13 protein-coding genes are annotated in these 18432 nt (G+C 60.9%); 4 read left to right on the top strand and 9 right to left on the bottom strand.

Annotated elements, in window-relative coordinates:
- Positions 1 to 602: 602 nt before the first annotated feature.
- Positions 603 to 1997, top strand: coding sequence for a hexose-6-phosphate:phosphate antiporter (gene uhpT, locus H3V04_RS08200; RefSeq protein ID WP_198177064.1), 1395 nt, complete (start codon positions 603 to 605; stop codon positions 1995 to 1997).
- Positions 1994 to 2746 carry a tyrosine-protein phosphatase gene (locus H3V04_RS08205; RefSeq protein WP_198188042.1) on the top strand — a complete coding sequence of 251 codons (753 nt, stop codon included), beginning with the start codon at positions 1994 to 1996 and terminating at the stop codon, positions 2744 to 2746. The genes uhpT and H3V04_RS08205 overlap by 4 nt, the downstream gene beginning before the upstream one ends.
- 400 nt (positions 2747 to 3146) lie before the next feature.
- On the opposite strand, the gene H3V04_RS08210 is transcribed toward H3V04_RS08205, so the two are convergent.
- The 9 genes from H3V04_RS08210 to H3V04_RS08250 form a co-directional block, all read right to left on the bottom strand.
- Complete coding sequence (locus H3V04_RS08210; RefSeq protein ID WP_198188043.1) at positions 3147 to 3284, bottom strand: hypothetical protein; 138 nt, start codon at positions 3282 to 3284, stop codon at positions 3147 to 3149.
- Between the two features lie 6 nt (positions 3285 to 3290).
- Complete coding sequence (locus H3V04_RS08215) at positions 3291 to 3491, bottom strand: hypothetical protein (protein ID WP_198188044.1); 201 nt, start codon at positions 3489 to 3491, stop codon at positions 3291 to 3293.
- Positions 3492 to 3614: 123 nt separating this feature from the next.
- The gene (locus H3V04_RS08220) at positions 3615 to 4457 is read right to left on the bottom strand and encodes a formate/nitrite transporter family protein (protein ID WP_232342656.1); all 843 of its coding nucleotides are present in this window, start codon (positions 4455 to 4457) and stop codon (positions 3615 to 3617) included.
- Positions 4458 to 4568: 111 nt separating this feature from the next.
- Positions 4569 to 7406, bottom strand: a complete 2838-nt coding sequence (locus tag H3V04_RS08225) for an ABC transporter ATP-binding protein/permease (RefSeq protein WP_198188045.1) — start codon at positions 7404 to 7406, stop codon at positions 4569 to 4571.
- Positions 7407 to 7510: 104 nt separating this feature from the next.
- On the bottom strand, positions 7511 to 10969 hold the full coding sequence (locus tag H3V04_RS08230) for an FtsX-like permease family protein (protein WP_198188050.1): 3459 nt from the start codon (positions 10967 to 10969) through the stop codon (positions 7511 to 7513).
- Positions 10970 to 10971: 2 nt separating this feature from the next.
- Positions 10972 to 11673, bottom strand: coding sequence for an ABC transporter ATP-binding protein (locus H3V04_RS08235; protein ID WP_015021075.1), 702 nt, complete (start codon positions 11671 to 11673; stop codon positions 10972 to 10974).
- Between the two features lie 164 nt (positions 11674 to 11837).
- Positions 11838 to 13289, bottom strand: a complete 1452-nt coding sequence (locus tag H3V04_RS08240) for an ABC transporter ATP-binding protein (protein WP_198188051.1) — start codon at positions 13287 to 13289, stop codon at positions 11838 to 11840.
- Positions 13267 to 13965: an energy-coupling factor transporter transmembrane component T gene (locus H3V04_RS08245; protein WP_198188052.1), complete on the bottom strand. Its 699-nt coding sequence runs from the start codon at positions 13963 to 13965 to the stop codon at positions 13267 to 13269. Before H3V04_RS08245 ends, H3V04_RS08240 begins: the two co-directional genes overlap by 23 nt.
- On the bottom strand, positions 13962 to 14570 hold the full coding sequence (locus H3V04_RS08250) for an MptD family putative ECF transporter S component (protein WP_045934821.1): 609 nt from the start codon (positions 14568 to 14570) through the stop codon (positions 13962 to 13964). Before H3V04_RS08250 ends, H3V04_RS08245 begins: the two co-directional genes overlap by 4 nt.
- Before the next feature lie 219 nt (positions 14571 to 14789).
- Here H3V04_RS08250 and H3V04_RS08255 point away from each other — a divergent pair, with 219 nt between their 5' ends.
- Entirely contained in the window at positions 14790 to 16670 is a 1881-nt protein-coding gene (locus H3V04_RS08255) for an ABC transporter ATP-binding protein/permease (protein WP_198188054.1), read from the top strand.
- Positions 16654 to 18405, top strand: a complete 1752-nt coding sequence (locus H3V04_RS08260) for an amino acid ABC transporter ATP-binding/permease protein (RefSeq protein ID WP_198188056.1) — start codon at positions 16654 to 16656, stop codon at positions 18403 to 18405. The genes H3V04_RS08255 and H3V04_RS08260 overlap by 17 nt, the downstream gene beginning before the upstream one ends.
- Positions 18406 to 18432 lie beyond the last annotated feature (27 nt).

Genomic DNA, 18432 nt, shown 5'->3' on the forward strand with positions numbered 1-18432 from the left:
TCCGAACCCGGAAGCTAAGACCCAGCACGGCAATGGTACTGCACCCGGAAGAGTGTGGGAGAGTAGCACACCGCCGCCATTACACATGAAAAGCAAAGGCCTCTGATGACAGTAGTCACCAGGGGCCTTTACTGTATTTCAGGGCATATACCCCACAAAACACCTTCTGTCTGCATGCCACGCCTCTATACCTCACAGTACTTAAGCTATATCAGCACGCTTTATGGCGCGATACTGCCAAACGGCACATACCTGCCCGCCTTATGAGATCTGAGCCAGTGCCATCAGGACACATTGGACAATAAAAATGAAACTTCTGTTGAGCAAACTAATGACATTCTGGCTCATACGATACTTTGATAAACCATTTGTTGAGGTTAACTGCTCTGATCGGGATCAGTGCCCTGTCAAACACCATGCCCAAAAAGCATAAGGCTGTGTTGTATCCATGGGGCGCCCCGTGCCTTCAGCGAAACCCGTCCGAAAACTGTGTTTTGAGGTATTTCAGCACTGTCTCAAAACCCCTGTGTGTCAATACATAAAACGTTAAAGCAAATAAGTAGAATGTCAGCTGTTGCCCACCATATACAGGGAGGTATTAGATGGCTGGCAGGATATTCGATATCCACTTGGACAAACATGTGCCGAAGGCGACCATATCGGTAACCGAACAACGACATCTTTGGTTCCGTGAGTTTATGAAACCATATCTGATGGTCATCATTCTGTACATTACCATGTACCTTGTTCGGAATAATTTTAAAGCAGCCCAGCCTTTGATGAAGCAGCAGCTGGGCATCACAACCCAGCAGTTGGGCGTAATCGGTTTTGTTTTCTCTGTTGTCTATGGGATCGGAAAAATCGTTGTGGGATATCTGGTCACAGGCAAAGACAACAAGAAGATTGCATCGATTATGCTTTTCTGCTCGTCTATCGTAGTCATCTGCATCGGTTTCCTCTTTACCTTAAGCCACGTGCCTATGGGTTGGTTGATCGTTCTATGGGCCTTGAATGGGGTCTTTCAGTGCGCCGGAGGCCCAAGCTGCGCCACGGTGATCTCCAACTGGACGACGAAGACGACCTACGGCCGATATTTGGGCGTCTGGAACGCTTCCCACAATATAGGCGGTGGCCTGGCTGGAGTATTCGCCATCTGGTGTGCCCAAACCTTCTTCGGAGGCAAGGTGGCGGGGATGTTTATCGTCCCGGGTGTAGTGGCGCTTCTTGTGGCAATCATGTGCTTCCTGGTCGGTAAGAACCGGCCTGAGGATCTCGGGTGGGAACCCTCAGAAAAGATCTTCAATGAGCCTGTCAAACAGGAGGACGAAGAGTCGCATGATGATACCACTTGGCAGATTTTCCGCCGGTATCTGCTTTCGAACCCTTGGGTTTGGGTGCTTTGCGTCAGCAACGTTTTCGTCTATCTGATCCGCATCGGCATCGACAACTGGGCGCCTCTGCGTGTGACTGAGCAGCTGCATTTCAGCAATCAGGTCGGCGCGCGGACCATCTTCTATTTCGAGATGGGTGCTTTGATTGGATGCCTTCTCTGGGGAGTGGTGTCTGACTTCCTGGGTGGCAGGCCCGCCCTCGTCTCCACGCTTTGCGCCATCTGCCTGCCGCTCGGAATGGCAGGCTACCAGCTGGGCCGCACCCCTGTGGTCATTTACATCTCGCTCTTCTTCTTGGGCATGTTCATCTTCGGACCCCAGATGCTGATCAATATTTCCATGCTCAATCAAATTCCCAAGCGGGCCAATGTGCTGTCCGGCGGCATGGTCGGCGCATTCGCCTACCTGTTCGGTGATTCCACCGCCAAGGTCCTGCTGGCCAAGATCGCGGATTCCTCGTCCGATGGGCTGACCGTGCTGGGACATGTGCTGCATGGTTGGAATGACACTTTTATCGTGCTGTATATCGCCATTGTCTGTGCGGTCGTACTTTTGGGCCTGGTGGCCTTGATGGAAGAGAAACGTATCAGAGGAGGTCGTCGATGAACATCACCAATTTTCGGGATCTGGGTGGCATGCGGACCATCCATGGCCGCCGGGTCCGTCCCCACGGGTTCATCCGGTCCGGGCAGCTGGTCGGCCTGGACGAGGAGACCAGGAGGGATCTGGTCGAACGCTACCAAGTCACGCAGGTCGTGGACTTCCGCCGACCCTTCGAGATACAGGAGAGTCCTGACGACTCAATCGAAGGCATCACTTTTACCAACATCGATCTGCTGGGTATGATCGGTGCCCGCAATACCAGCTTGAACGACTTCGCCTCGATAGGTTCGGTCGATCGGGTCAACGACCATATGTTGGGTACCTACCACGACATGGTCCTGAATCCAGGCGCTCAGAAAGGTTTTGGGCGCTTCCTGCGCATTGTCGTGGGCAACACCCAGGGGGCCACGCTCTTCCACTGCTTTGCCGGCAAGGACAGGACCGGGTTCGCCGCGGCTCTGGTGCTCTGGCTGCTGGAGGTGGACGACGACCAGATATTCGCGGACTACCTGAAGACCAACCAGGAGAGGGTCGCGGCCAACAATCAGCTGCTGGACCAATTCCGCGCCAAGGGCTTCGACCAGGATTCACTGGACGCACTGGCGGTTGCACTTTATGTCAAGAAGGAATATCTGATTTACGCCCGCCAGCTCATGATCGACGCCTACGGCGACGTCTTCGCCTATGCACATCGGGCTCTAGGGTTCGGACCCGACCAGGTGGAGGCCCTGCGCCGCAACCTGCTGGAATAACCACACAAGACTAAACAGGCATGGACGGATGATCGGGCTTGAGCGCCATAAGTCTGGGACGGTCATGATTCCGGGCCTCCCGTGTGGCTCTGGTCGGTCGATGTTGATCGCCAGGCGACCGGGAGGCCCAGACCATTCTGGAGACGGCCATGAGTGCGGGGACGGGTTTCTTCCATACCGGCGGATTGCCGAGGAGACCGCGATAATATCGTTAGCAAAATGACATGGAAGCAGTTGAATCCGTCCTGAGTGACCATATCAACGTTGCAGGCGTCTGGGTGAGTGAGGCGGCATTTTGGATTGAGGATTCAGCCAGACAAGGCATACATGTCCCGGAGCGGCCACGTTCGTCTTCCTGCCGAGTTTGGCTTTGCCCTTTATTATGTATTATGTCGCTGGGTCAGAAGATGCCGTTGCTGTTGCGGGGCGGTATGTCTTCCACATTATGCTCGATGGGGTCCCAGTGCTCAGCCAGTTGGCCGTCCTGCAGCCGGTAAATGTCGCAAACCTTGTCGACCTTGAAGAAGACGTAGGCCATGTCGTCTTAGCCGTTTAGTCTGATGATCTCGATATGCGGACCCGGGGCTGGGAAGCCCGCCTTCCTGTCGGCGCAGGTTGGATTGTGCTGAATGTAGTCGTCACGCATGAACCTGTCGAGGTTGCTGGTATCTCCCCGAGTGAAGACCTGGTCGTAGAACTCCTGCACCAGGGACTTGTCGGCTGCTGTCTGACTCACGCTCATCATGAACCTTCGCCTTCTGCCAGTACGCAGGCTTTCGAGTTTCTTCATGATGGGTGTCTTCGCTCAGGCTCGTAAGCGTGCATGAGACCAAGGTGAGCAGGTGGATGGTGGCTTACGGAAAGGCTATCAGGCCTTGAAGTGGCGCTCGTCGTTCATGGTGGCGAAGTTCAGACCGATCAGGATGCCGCCGCCTATGTAGTTGCCCAGCATGGCCACCAGGGCCACCAGGATCGCCTTCCAGGCGTTGACCCGCCCGAAGACGCCCAGGATGAGGAAGAGGGCCGAATCCGCTATCGAGTGCTCGAACCCGCAGAAGGCGAAGACGAAAACGGCCACGACCATGATGATGCACTTGGTGAAGTCGTTGGAAAGCTTGCCGTTATAGACCATGAGCATGGCGATGTTGATGCAGAAGTTGCACAGGATGCCGCGCACGAACAGGTCGGCAAAGCCCATGGGGCCGCCGGAGACGTAGCCGGTCTTGGTGGCCGAGGCCGCCAGCATCTGGTCCAGGGTGGGACCGCTGACGATGGACGAGAAACGCAGGATGACGGCCACGATCAGGGCTCCGGCCAGGTTGCCCAGGAGGCAGAGGACCAGGATCCGCAGGGAGGCCAGCCAGCCCAGACGCTTGTGATAGGCGCCTATGGTGACCACCATCATGTTGGAGGTCAGCAGTTCGGAGTTGGTGTAGTAGATCAGGACCAGGGCCCAGCCGAAGGTGGTTGCCGCCAGGACCCGGCCTGCCAGGATCAGGCCGTGGTCTGCGGGGTTCTGGCCGGCCTGGCCCATGATGACGAAGTAGGCCGTGAAGAAGATACCCACAAAGAGGCCGGCCATGGTGGCTCGTTGCATGTACTTGCCGGTCAGGGCGCCACTCATGGTCTTCTTGCTTTCGACCACGTCCAGGACGGTGCTGATGAAGGCCCGTCCGGGGAAGAGGGGCTGTCTCTTCTGTTGATCAGTCATCTGATTGGATTGCTCATTCACGGGGTTTATTATGACATTCCCGAATAAAGAGAGACCGTCCTTAGGGCCCTACTGTGCGGGAATTCACTTCTTTGCCAGTGTCACCCAGCCTCACTCGGTGCGCAGGGCGGTGGCAGGATCCTGCTTGGCTGCCTTCCGCGAGGGGATCAGGCCGCCGATCAGGGTCAGGATCACGCTCAGGATGACCAGAGCCACGCCACCCGAGGCAGGCAGGGCCGCATTCACCTCGGTGGTGCCCATGAAGTGGTGCATGATGCTGTTGGCAGGAACGATCAGCAGCAGAGTGATGCCCACCCCCAGCAGGCCCGCCAGAAGTCCGATGAGGCCGGTCTCGGCGTTGAATACGTTGGAGACGTTCCGCTTGGAGGCGCCCATGGCGCGCAGGATGCCGATCTCCTTGGTCCGCTCCAGAACCGATATGTAGGTGATGATGCCGATCATGATGGAGGAGACCACCAGCGAGACCCCGACGAAGGCTATCAGCACGTAGGTGATGACGTTGATGATGGTGGTGACCGAATTCATCATCAGGCCCACGTAGTCGGTATAGACGATCCGGTTCTTCTCCGCGGCCTTGTCGTTGTAGTGCTTGATGGAGTCGCCCACGGAATTCTTGTTCTCGAAGCTGTCCGTGTAGATGCTGATGCGGGAGGGGGCGTCCCGGGAGATCAGGCCGAAGTCGCTCAGGTTGTCGGCGTAGGTGCCTGTGGAGACATACTGGTTGTAGATGGCGACCAGGGCCTCCTGAGGGGCGGTGGCAATGTATTGGTCGAAGGCCTGGGCCGTCTGCTGCTCGGCTGAGGCCCCCGTGGGGATGCCGGCAGGACCTTGGGCTCCCGCAGCGGCTCCGACCCGGCCCTGGCCCTGACGCTGGGCCTCCTGGCCGGCCATGGCTGCCGAACTCTTCATGATCTCCTGGGCTATGCTGGCCTTCTGTGTGACGCCCAGGGATGCGATGTAGGCCTTGGCGTCGCTGGCCTTGGCGGCATCGTCGGCAGGGGCGAAGGCCATCCCGTTGAGGACGCTGTGGCCCTGGTCGGCCTCCTGGTCGGTGACGATGGGGCTGGTCTTGGCCTGGTCGATCAGGTAGTCGGTCAGCTGGCGGGTATACCCGACGCCCACCTTGAGGGGTGTGGCCTTGGCTCCCTGGTTGGGACGGACGATGCCGACGATGTGCAGCTGCAGACCCTGATCTGCGGCCTTGGTCATCTGGTCGGTGCTGTCGCCGATGTAGTGGTAATGGCCGTCGGTCCCCTTGGCATACTGGTCCGCAGCAGGCACCAGGGAGAGCTTCTGGTCCATGGCCTTGGCGTATTCGATGGGCTTGGTGTCGACCTTGACCTCCTGGCCGCTGTTGAGCTTGTTCATCATGTCGGTGTACTGGCTGGAGGGGAGGATGCCCAGCTTATAGAGGCTGGTGACGGGCATCTGGTTGTTCTTGTCCAGCACCAGGACCACCTGATCCTTGGCCTTGGGCCAGGTGCCGTTCACCACCTGGTAGTTGTCGGTCACCACCTTGCTGATGGTGGTCTTGGCATCGGCCCCCGGCATGATCTCGCCGAAGATCTCCGGGGCCTTGTTCTTCTCGGTCTTGCCGGTCAGATAGGACATCTGCATGGACTGGATGTCGCCCATGTCGCTGTCGGTGTTGGCCGTGGCCATCTGGCTGGCGGTGGAGCTGGCGTCGTCCTGCCCGCTCATGGTCACCTTGTCCGCAGAGACCAGCTTGCCGTCCGGGTCATGCCCGAAGACCGAGAACTTGGTGGCATAGGAGTACTGGATGCCCACGGACCCCACGTACTGGTGGATCTCACTCTTGGGATTGTCCAAGTATTTTTTGAAGTCTGTCAGATTGTTCTGGGTGATGCTGCTGGTCAGGCTGGAGGCTCCCTTGATGCTGGAGTCGTCCGGCTGGATGGCCTTGAGATCCTTGTGGGCCTTGGCCTCCTTCTGGGATTCCTGGGCGGAGTCCACTATCTTGTTCAGGTCGAAGGACTGCTCCTGAATGGTGATGGGGTAGGAGGTCATGGTCTCCCGCTGCACCCTGTCGATGTAGCGGTTGACCCCGGTGGACACGGACAGGATCAGGGCGATGCCGATGATGCCGATGGATCCGGCGAAGGATGTCAGGGCCGTCCGGGCCTTCTTGGTCCGAAGATTGTTGAAGCTCAGTGACAGGGAGGTCAGCAGACCCATGGAGGCCTTGCCGAAGGTGCGGTGGCGTGCCCGGCGGATGGGCACCTGGTCGTCGGGCAGGGGGTCGGAGTCGCTGATGACCGATCCGTCGTGCAGCTCCACAATCCTGGTGGCGTATTGGTGTGCCAGCTCGGGGTTGTGGGTGACCATGACCACCAGCCGGTCCTGGGCCACCTCCTTGAGCAGGTCCATGATCTGGATGGAGGTCTCGGAGTCCAGGGCTCCGGTGGGCTCGTCGGCCAGGAGGATGCGGGGGTTGTTGACCAGGGCCCTGGCGATGGCGACCCGCTGCATCTGTCCGCCCGAGAGCTGGTTGGGCCGCTTGTTCACGTGCTGGCCCAGACCCACTTGTTCCAGGGCCTGCCTGGCCCGCTCCCGCCGTTCCTGCCGGTGCACGCCCGAGATGGTCAGGGCCAGCTCCACGTTGGACAGGATGCTCTGGTGGGGGATCAGGTTGTAGCTCTGGAAGACGAAGCCTACGGTGTGGTTGCGGTAGGAGTCCCAGTCACGGTCCTTGTACTTCTTGGTGGAGGTGCCGTTGATGATCAGGTCGCCCTGGTCGTAGCGGTCCAGCCCGCCGATGATGTTGAGCAGGGTGGTCTTGCCAGAGCCGGAGGGGCCCAGGATGGCCACGAACTCGTTGTCGCGCAGGTTGACGCTGACATCATTCAAGGCCTGCTGGACGAAGTCCCCCGTTTTGTACTGTTTGGAGATGTGTTCGATCTGCAGCACCGTCGTCCTCCGCTTTCTGGATTCTCAATGGCTTTAATGGCATGGACTTATGGACTCTTGGAGTGCCAGCTTACGCCATTAGCATGGGTAAATGCCGATATGGCCTAGTCCACCGACTTGAGGGCCTCCAGCATGTCCACATGCTTGAGCTTGTTGTTGACCATCCAGCCCAGGCCGGCCGTGATGACCGTGATCATGACCAGGGGCACGACGAAGGCCACCCAGCTGATGGAGGGGTCAAAGAGGACGTTGTCCGGCGGGACGGTCGTGATGATGTAGTGGTGCAGCCAGGCCCCGAACCCGTACCCGGCCAGGACGCCGATGGCCGACAGAAGGATGGTCTCCCGGTAGATGTACATGGTTACCTCGCGGTCGTAGAAGCCCAGCACCTTGATGGTGCTCAGTTCACGGATGCGCTCCTCCACGTTCAGGTTGGTCAGGTTGTAGAGGATGACCAGGGCCAGCAGGGTGGCCACGATGATCAGCACCTGCATGATCATATTCAGGGATTTGACCACGGTGTCGATCTGGCTCATCAGGGTCGTGTTCTGCACCACACCCTGGATGCCGTCGATCCGTATGAAGGAGGCGGCCTGCCTCCTGGTGTTCTCCGCGCTGGAGTCCTTGAAGGTGACCAGGTGGGCGTTGGGCGTGAAGTCCTGGTGGAAGACGGTCCTGTAGGCCGATGGGCTCATGAAGACGAAGTGTCCCAGGTACATCTCGCAGATGCCGTCCACCCGCATGGTCCTGTCCCTGCCGCCTGAATCCTGCAGGGTGATCCTGTCGCCAGTCTTGGTCCCCGTCAGCTGGGCGATCCGTTCGGAGAGGATCACGCCGTCGCCCTTGAGACTCAGGGGCTTGTGCCCGGACCGGGTGTCCATGCGGATGAAGTCGTCCAGGTGCTGGGCGCTGGCCGGCGCAATCATGGTGATGGACTGCTTGTCGGCGTTGTGCCCGGCTGTCTTGCTCATCTCCTCGTAGCGCACGTTCAGGGAGCGGCTCACATCGGGCTTTTCCAGCCGTTTTTTGATGGATTGGCGCTGGTCGGATGTGGCCTGGCTGTTCTCGGCGGCGATCAGGTCGTAGCGGATCACCTGACCGAACTGGTGCTCGTTGATGGCGGAGATGGACCCCTGCACGCCGAAACCGGCCATCAGCAGAGCCACCGATCCGCAGACCCCGAAGATGGTCATCAGCATCCGCTGCTTGTAACGGAAGATGTTCCGGGCGGTGACCTTGTGGGTGAAGCTGAGTCGGTTCCAGATCAGGGGGATGCGCTCCAGGAAGATTTTCGAACCGGCGCTGGGCGGCTTGGGCAGGAGGAGGGCCGACGGTTTCTCGCGCAGCTCCCGCCAGGCGCTCAGGAAGGCCGGGACAACGGCGCTCAGGAAGGCCAGCAGGCAGGCCAGGAGGGTGATGGGCAGGTGGAAGCCGTAGTGAATGGGCGGCATGTCGAAGGCGTGGACATAGGCCTGGTAGACGATCCAGGGCAGCAGGGTGTGGCCGGCGATGATGCCCAGAAGCGCGCCCAGGGCCGAGGCCGTTCCGCCGTAGACCAGGAACTTGGCCATGACATCCTGGTCCCTGTAGCCCAGGGCCTTCAGCGTTCCGGCATTGATCCGCTCCTCGTCCACGAAACGCGTCATAGTGGTGAAGGTGACCAGGGCAGCAACCAAATACATGAAGTAGGGGAAGACCTTGGCCAGCGAGTCCACGATGAAGGAGACGGAAGCATAGACCTTGTAGCCCTCTGAGCCGGGCGCTTCACGGCGTGAGTCCAGGGCGTAGACCGGCTTTTCCAGACGGCTCACCTGGTCGGCCGCCTTGTTCAGCTTCTTCTGGGAGTCGTCGATCCTCTTCTGGGCGTCCGGGCTCTCCCTCTTGAACTTGTCCAGTTTGGTCCGGTATTCCGCGGTTTTCTGATCCAGGGTGGCCTGGGCCTGGTCGATCTGCCCCTGGGGCGAGGCCCGGCTGTCGGCCAGCTGCCGCCGGGCCTGGGCCAGTTTGGTCCTGCCCTGGGCCAGCTGTGCGGAGGCCTGGTCAAGCTGGGCCTTACCCTGGGCCAGTTGGCGCTCGCCTTCCTCCACCTTGGCTCTTGCCTGGGTCAGCTCCCGGCGCTTTGCGTCCAGGGTCTGCTGGTTGGCCGCAACCTGGGCCATGCCGGGGGTGTACTGGTTGGTCATGAAGGCATCGCGGCCCGTCTTGGCCTTGGCCGCCAGGGCATCGATCTGCGGTGATTGCCGGTTTAGTTCGGTCAGCTGTGCCTGGAGCCCGGCCTTCTTGTGGTTGAGGTCCTCCTGCTGCTGGGGGGTCAGCCCGGGTGTGGCCAGTTGGGCGTCGATGGTCTGAATGAGGCCGGTGACCTGTGCGATGCCCTGTCTGCATTGTGTCTGAGCCGCTTGGGCCTGGGCTACAGCCTGATCGGCCTGGGCCTTGCCGCCTTCCAGCTGCTGGCGGGAACCATCAAGCTTGGCCTGTCCCTGGTCGATGGCCTGCTGCCCCTGGTCGGCCTGATGCCTGCCCTGGTCCACCTGGCTGGCTGAGGACTGGTACTGCTTCTGCTTTCGAGCCAGTTCGGCCGAGCTCAGGTCCACCTCCTGCTGCCCTTGGTCGATGGCCGCCTGGGCCTGCACCGTCTTTGCAGCCAGTTGGTTCTTGGCGGACTGGATGCTCTGGGCACCCTGGTCCAGATCCTTCCTGGCCTGGTCCAGCTGTTGCCGGTTCCCCTCGAGTTCGTTTCTGGACTGGTCCACCTGGTCCTGTCCCTGGTTCAGCTGCTTCTGCAAGGGGGCCTTGATGGCGTTGAGCCTCGCTGTGGGGCGGCCTGACAGGATCCTGTTCAGGTCGTCCTTGTGGGTCTGCAGGGCCTGGATGTACTGGTCGGAATAGTGGTCCCTGATCCGGTCCAGGTCCTTGAAGGTCAGGCGGGCGATCATGTACTCGTTCGAGTCGAAGGCCTTGGGCGTGGTTACGGCGTAGGAGTCCAGGGACCCGGATCCGGCTGTGGAGGGGCCCATGTTGACCTTGCTCAGGATCTCGGTCGACCTGACTGTGCCCACTACGCGCAGCTTGTGGTGCCTCAAGACCTTCCTGCCCAGCTGGTCGGCCTTCTCATCCACCTGGATGCTGCTGCCGATGGGGTGGCTCTCACCCAGGGCCGTGTCGACCGCTATCTGGTCCGACCTGGTCGGCATGGTCCCGTCGACCAGCTCATAGGTGGAGATCCGGTCGGGGGCGGAGTAAATGCGCAGGCTCTTGTCGGTGCCCTTAAGCACCACGTCCTTCAGATACCCGTATTCGATTCCTGAGTTGCCCGGGGCGGTGTCGATGGCGTCCCGGTCCTCCTGGTCCAGCCCATAGCTGCTGATGACCATCAGGTCGGCCAGATGGTGGTCGGACAGGTAGGCGTTGCCGGCCTGCCGCATGTCCGGCCCGGTCACGCTCAGCCCGACCAGGGCGAAGGAACCCAGCGCCACCAGGCAGACGATGGAGATGAACCGCCCCAGGGACTTGCGCAGGGAGACCCGGATGTCGTGCCAGAGCACCTTCCTGACGGGCTGCATCCTCACCACTCCACGTTTTCGATGTCTTCGGGGCTGTCATTGGTCTGCACGGCCTGGACCCGGGCGTCGTGCATGCGGATGACCCTGTCGGCGATGGGGGCGATGGCCGCGTTGTGGGTGACGATGACCACGGTGGCGCCCTTCTTGCGGCACTGGTCCTGCAGGATGCGCAGCACCTGCTTGCCGGTCCGGTAGTCCAAGGCTCCGGTGGGTTCGTCGCAGAGCAGGATCTTGGGGTTCTTGGCCACAGCCCGGGCGATGGCCACCCGCTGCTGCTCGCCGCCGGAAAGCTGGGCGGGGAAGTTGTCGATCCGGTCGCCCAGGCCCACGTCGATCAGGGTCTGGACCGGGTCAGCGGCATCGTCGACAATCTCAGAGGCCAGTTCCACGTTCTCCCTGGCGGTCAGGTTGGCCACCAGATTGTAGAACTGGAAGACGAAGCCCACGTCGTAGCGGCGGTAGGTGGTCAGCTGCCGGGCGTCATAGCCGGCGATGTCCTTCCCGTCCACGATCACCTGGCCCTCGTTGCAGGTGTCCATGCCGCCCAGAATGTTCAGCACGGTCGACTTGCCCGCCCCCGAGGCGCCGAGGATGACCACCAGTTCGCCCTTCTCGATGGAGAAGGTGACCTCATTGTTGGCCACGATGGTCGTCTCGCCGGTCACATACCGTTTCGTCTCTCCGATGACGTCGATATAGCCCATCATGCCCTCTCGTAACCCTGGCTGTGCGGCGGGGTCGTCCGACGCAAGGGACGCCCTCCTGATGCTCTTTTCCACACTACTGTATACGTTTGTGGTGTCCGGAGCACAGGAGAACCGCCTGCCGGGAGGCGTCATGTTCGCCGACCTTGCAAGGGTTCGGAGATTCAGAGGGCTTGCAGGAGGTTGCCCAGTTTGCGGCTGTCCCTGACCGGTCTGCCCTGGCGGAAGGTGATGAACCGCTGGCAGGTCTGGGCCAGGAACTCCTGGTCGTGTGAGATGACGATCACCATGACCCCCAGGGAGCGCATGTAGCGGATCATCCCGGTCACCTGGTTCATGTGGAGCAGATCCAGGCCGCTGGTGGGTTCGTCCAGAACCACCAGGCGCTTGCCAGACAGTATGGCGGCCGCAATGGCCACCCGCTGCTTCTCCCCGCCGGAGAGGGTGTTGGGGTGCCGGCCCAGGAGCCGCTCCAGGTCCAGCTTTCGCGCCACTTCCTCGAACAGGTCGGTTCGCCTGGCCCCAAGAAGCATTTCGCCCTCCACGGTCTCGCTGAAGAGCTGATAGTTGACATCCTGAAAGACCATGTAGGAGTCCTCGACGCGCTCCCTGCTGGTCTGCCTGGTCCCATTCAGGCTGATTTCCGACCTGTCGCCAGGCTTGAGCAGCCCGGTCAGGACGGAGGCGAAGGTGCTCTTGCCGGCACCGTTGCGGCCGATGATGCCGGTGATGTCCTCGCTGGACAGGGTCAGGTCGTCCACATCCAGGGCAGGATCCTGGTCGTGGTGGTAGGCATAGGTCAGGTTCCTGACCCGCAAGAGGTCGGGGGTCTTCTCGGTAGTGACCCTGGCTGGGGCGCTCGCATTCTCGGTCGCGTCCAGATTCAGGGCCCGCAGCCCCATGGCCTGGCGGCTTGGGCCATCCAGCCCCCTCATGGCGGCCGGAGTCAGGTGCTCCGTCAGCCTGCCGTCCTCCATGACCAGGAAGTCGTCGGCCAGGCCGTCCAGGTAGTAGAGGCGGTGCTCGATCAGGACCATGGTCAGGCCCCGGTCCTTCAAGCGGCCCAGAATCTGCGCCAGGCTGGCCACCGCTTCCACGTCCAGATTTCCGGAGGGCTCGTCCAGGACCAAAATCTCCGGGTCCATCATGCAGGAGGAGGCGATGGCGATCATCTGCTTCTCGCCCCCGGACAGGGAGAAGATGTCCCGGTCCATGAGCGGCGCTATGCCGAAGAGGTCGGCCACCTGGTCTATACGCTCCCGGATGGCCTCCGGCTGGGCCCCGGTGTTCTCCAGGGGGAAGGCCAGCTCGCTGCGGACGTCGGTGGTGAAGAACTGGGTTTTGGGGTTCTGGAAGACCGACCCCACCTGCTCCGAAAGCCGGTAGATGGGACGGGCCGTGGTGGGTTCACCCCCGATCAGGCACTCTCCCTCCAGCTTGCCCTCGTAGAGTTCGGGAATCAGGCCGTTGATGACCCTGGACAGGGTGGTCTTGCCGCAACCGCTCGGTCCGGTGACCACGGTCAGCCGTCCCTGGCCCATCCGGCAGGAGACCTCCTGGAGGGAAGGCTGGCTGGCGCCTTCGTAGGTGAAGCTAAGCCTGGAACATTGCAACATAGGCTCCACATCCCATAAGAACCAGACCCAGGGCGCACATGAGCGCATCCAGTCCGGTGAAGGCGATCCGTTGGATGGAGGTCTTGGGCCCGGGGTCGCCGATCCCCCTGGTCAGGGCGGCCGAGGTCAGGTCGGAGGCCACGTTGGTGGCGTTGTTGAGCAGGGGGACGTAGATGTACTCCATGGTTCGCATCGGATGCCGGACCATGTCGCCGGTGGTGACGGCGATTCCCCTGAATTTCATGGCTCGTCTGATTTGGGCATAGTCGTGCCTGACGGTCGGGAAGAAGCGGAAGAGGACGCTGACGGGGATGACCAGCCACTGGGGGGCGTGGATCTTGCGCAGCAGGTAGACCAGCTCCGAGACCTTGGTGGTGCCCATCATGAAGGCCGCAACCAGCACCAGGGGGAGGACCCTGCCCACGCCGACGAAGAGGAAGAGCAGGTAATGTCCCGGCAGGTTCTCGGGGAAGACCATGGCCAGGGAGGCGCCCAGGGCGAAGACCAGGCAGACCAGAAGCCAGGCCTGGCCCTTCCTGACCTTGCCCACGATGACCTGGAAGCTACAGAAGTAGATGTTGATGGCCAGGACCAGCGGAGTGGGGAGGGTGACGAAGATCAGGGCGTTGGCGAAGATGACCAGCAGGAATCTGGTGTAGATGGAGATGGGCCTCATTGCTTGGCGGGTATCCGGTTGAAATGCCGGTCGACGATCCGGGCGCCTATCCATGCCCCGAGCAGGGCGCCGACCAGGGTGGCCAGGATGCAGACCAGGAAGGTGGCTCCGGTGATGGGCGCGAAGACTCCGTCGATGTACTCCTGGCTCTTGCCGCGGCGGACCAGGCTGGCCACGTAGGCGTCCTTCATGAACCAGAGGGGAAGTACGGGGCCGGTGCAGCCGAAGGTGAGGATGACGTAGCTCAGGTAGCGGGCCAGGTTGGGACGGCTCTCCCCGAGCGAGGACTGAACCAGGTCAGCCAGCAGGCCGCAGAAGGCGTAGGGGATGAAGGAGAGGGCGAAGTGGCCGAAGACCAGCAGGAAGAGGCCCATGATGACGCCGACGATGGTGATGGCCCCGAACCTGGGTACGCGGCGGATCATCAGCATGTAGACCGGGCCTGAGACCAGCCCCACCACAGCGGGGATGAAGAGGGAGGACAGGCCGGGCATGACCAGGCCAGCCAGGAAGACGGTGATGAAGTTGCCCACCGCCATACTGACGAAGTAGAGGGCCGTGAAAATGCCGACGTTGACCAGGTCTTTTGTCTTCAGTGCTTTCATAAAGGATCGCTCCCATCTGGGTGGCGGTCGCTCGGCCCTAGGCCATATCCGCCGATTGCAGGTTGTGCCGTCAAGTTTAGGAGGGCCGGGAGGGAAAGTAAATGATATTTTTTTATGTCTCTTGCCAGTGCTTCACAATAAGAGTATTGCCTGCCGCGCGAGGATTTTGTTAGTGTCCACTGAGAGAGGCGTATCAGAAAGGCGGCACGGAGGACAGGCATGATCAGCAAGCGACTACTTCATCTACCGGGAGCCAGGATGGGCGCCAGCCTCCTGCTGGCCCTCCTGCAGACGATTGGCGCGCTGGCGGAGGTGCTCCTCCTGCCGGTAGCCATCGTGGCCGTGGGCCGTTCCCTTGGCCTGCCTGTTCCCCATGCCCTTGCCTGGGTGCCCGGTCGGCCCGGACCTCTGGCGGCCTTGATAGGTGGGCTGATCCTGGTTCGGCTCCTGACCCAGGTGGTCACCAAGTCCGTCAGTGCCCGGCTGGCCGATGGGATGGGCAAGGCGCTCTCCCAGGCCCTGTATCTATCCGTGTTCGACCCCAATGCGCAGAAGGACGACCTGGGCGTTCCGGCGCAGACCCTGGCTAGGCTTTCGACCGAAGGGGTCAAGTCGGTCGTCTCCTACTTCACGGCTTATATTCCGGCGCTGGTCCAGACCGCCCTGATGCTGGTCGTGACCCTGGCCGTCCTCCTGCCTGTCAGCCCTTTGGCTGCGGGGATTGTCGTGATTGGCATGGTGGCCCTGCCCCTGGTTTCCAAGCCCACTATGGGCGAGAACATCAAGATTCAGCTGGGCCAACTGCGTAAGTATGACAAGGTCGGAGTCCACTTCGAGCATGCCCTGAGGGGGCTCAACACCTTGAAGATTTTCGGGGCAGACCAGCGGCAGGCCGACGATCTGGCCGAGGAGTCCGAAGGGTTCCGCCGGATAACCATGGGGGTCCTTGGCGGGCAGCTGCGCTCGCTGATCAAGGCCGACGTGGTCATCTACACCAGCCTCATTCTGGCGGTCGTGGCCACTGTCCTGATCGGGCAGGGCGGACCCTCTCGAGTGCTGTCCTGTTTGGTTGTCGCCCTGGCTGGGGTCCGGCTCTTTGCACCTGAGCGCCAGCTGGTCTACATGATGCATTCCGGCATGGTCGCCATCAAGCAGGGCAAGGCCATCGACGATATTCTCCAAGCGCGGCAGGGGAGCGACGGTAAGTCGGCGGCTCCAGGGACGACTGCTGAGTCGCGCAAGAGTACGGGTTCGGAGACGGCTCCGGATGCGAGTCTCGAAACTTCTGAGGAAGCAGTTCGGGAGTCTGACTCGGAATCCGCTTCGAAGCAGGCAGATCAGGCGGATATGTCTGGCGATGATTCGCTAGGCATCAGCGCTCGCGATTTGACCTACACCTATCCTGACGGTTTCCAGGCCCTGACTGACCTGAACTTCGATCTGCCGGCCAAGGGGCATGTGGGCTTAGTCGGTGCCTCGGGCTCCGGCAAGAGCACCTTGGCGGGTCTGCTGTCCGGGCGCCTTCAGGGGTATGCCGGAGAGCTGACCATTGGCGGGCGCCAGATCAGCGACCTGTCGCGCCAGGACCTGGTCGGCCTGCAGACTGTGGTTCGGGGAACCGACCATCTCTTCACCGGAACCATCAGGTCGAATCTGGACCCGGCCGGACTGGGCTACTCGGATTGGGAGCTGTTGGACGCGCTGGATCAGGTCGGTCTGACCGGTCTGGTCCAAAGCAAGGGCGGGCTGGACGCTCACATCGATCCTGAAGGAGGCAACCTCTCCGGTGGGCAGCGCCAGCGCCTATCCATTGCCCGCGGGCTTCTGCGGCGTTCTCCCGTCTATATCTTCGATGAGGCCACCAGCGCCGTGGATCGCGAGCATGATGCTACCTTGGCTGCTCTGATGGATGCGCTGGGCAAGGAGTCTCTGGTTCTGACCATTACCCACCGCCTGGCTGGGGTCCGCAATGCCGATTCCATCCTCTTCCTGCAGGGAGGTCGTCTTGCGGAGAGCGGCGGCTTCCGCGAACTGATGGATGCCGGAGGCGGATTTGCCGCTCAGTGGAAGGAGCAGGCTCAGTATGAGGACGGGGAGTGACAACATGCAGCAGCAGACGACGAGCAACCTGGCGATGATGCGCCGTATGGCCCAGCTGATGAAGCCTCTGGCTGGTACGGAGGGCAATGCCATCCTCTGCGGCAGTGTGGGTCATCTCTTTGCAGTCTGGAGCATGATGGCTGCCGCTGCGGCCCTGATCGGTCTGGTCATGGACTGGCCGCCGCTGAGTGGCCAGTGGGTCGTCTGGGCTCTGGTGGCGGTTCTGACTGCTCTCAGCCGAGGGGTTATGGCCTATGGGGAGCAGTACTACAACCATGAGATGGCTTTCAGCATGCTTCGTGACATCCGCACGACGGTCTTCGACAAGATGCGGTCCCTGGCCCCGGCCGGTTTGCGAGACCAAGCGCGCGGAGACATGGTGACAGTGATCACCAACGACATCGAGCTGCTCGAGATCTTCTACGCCCATACGCTTTCGCCCATCGCCATCGCCCTGGTGACCTCTCTGACCAATTTGGCCCTGCTCACCTGGCTCTCACCCTGGATGGGACTTGCCGCCCTGGTCTCCTACCTGATCGTTGGCCTGCTCATCCCCATCCTGAGCGCTAGGCCCACTTTCAAGGTGGCCATGCAGGAGCGGACGGCCCAGGCCAGCCTGCACTCCCTGCTTCTGGAGACCCTGCAGGGCCGCACCGAGCTGGCGGGGCTGGGCGCCCTCGGTAACACCCGTCGCCGGGTGGGAGCTGCCACGGATCAGATGCTGAATGCCCGGGGGCGCACCTCTGGGCGGACCATCACCAACGATATGGTCACCAACGTGGTCACTCTGATCTGCGTTGGAGCCTTCACTTTGATGGCCTGCCATCTAGGTTCGGCAGGATTGGTTGATCCTGCACGGGGAATGATCGGACTGGTCGGCTTCCTTTCCTCCTTCGCTCCCTTGATACCTGTGGCCCGGCTAGGCGCCGGCCTGCAGCCTACCCTGGCTGCTGCTCGGCGGGTCTTCTCTCTTTTGGACAAGGAGCTGCCTGTACGTGAGGTGGAATCTAATCATGGGAATCCCCTGACGGAGTTCACCGGAGAGGAGGCCAAGGCGGTTTCCTTCTCTTACGCTGGCAAGACTCACCCAGGTACAGACGATCCGCGTGGCTCTGGCGGCCGGACTTCGGTTTTGGAGGGTCTGGATCTTTCCATCAAGCATGGCGAACTGATTGGCATCCAAGGCGCTAACGGGGTTGGCAAGTCCACCTTGATTGACTTGCTGATGCGTTTCCAGGAGCGTAGCGGCGGTGATCTGACCGTCTCTGGCCTACCTATAGAAACCATTCGCACCGCCGACTTGCGCGCCCAACAGACTCTGGTGAGCCAGGACACTTATATATTCAGTCTCACTCTGGCGGATAACATCGCCTTGGCCCGGCCCGATGCCGGCAGGGCGGATATTGAGCAGGCGGCACATGATGCCTGCCTGGATGATTTGATCGACCAGCTGCCCGATGGATTGGATCACTTGCTTGCCGACAACGGCTCCGATCTGTCCGAGGGACAACGGCAGCGGGTGGCCTTGGCTCGTGCCTTTTTGAGCTCGGCACCATTCATGCTTTTGGATGAGCCCACCAGTAATATGGATGCTCTCTTGGAGGGTCGGGTTCTGACCAGGCTGATCGAGCGGAAAGGCGACCGCACCTGCCTGATCGTCTCCCACCGGCCCTCGGTCCTTGCCCGGGTTGACCGTCTGCTAACGCTGCAAAATAGCAAGCTTATTCCTTCCTGACTTTATGTAAACAGCGAGAGGATGGTG

This window comes from Bifidobacterium sp. M0353 (assembly GCF_016100645.1).
Lineage (GTDB): Bacteria > Actinomycetota > Actinomycetes > Actinomycetales > Bifidobacteriaceae > Bombiscardovia > Bombiscardovia choladohabitans.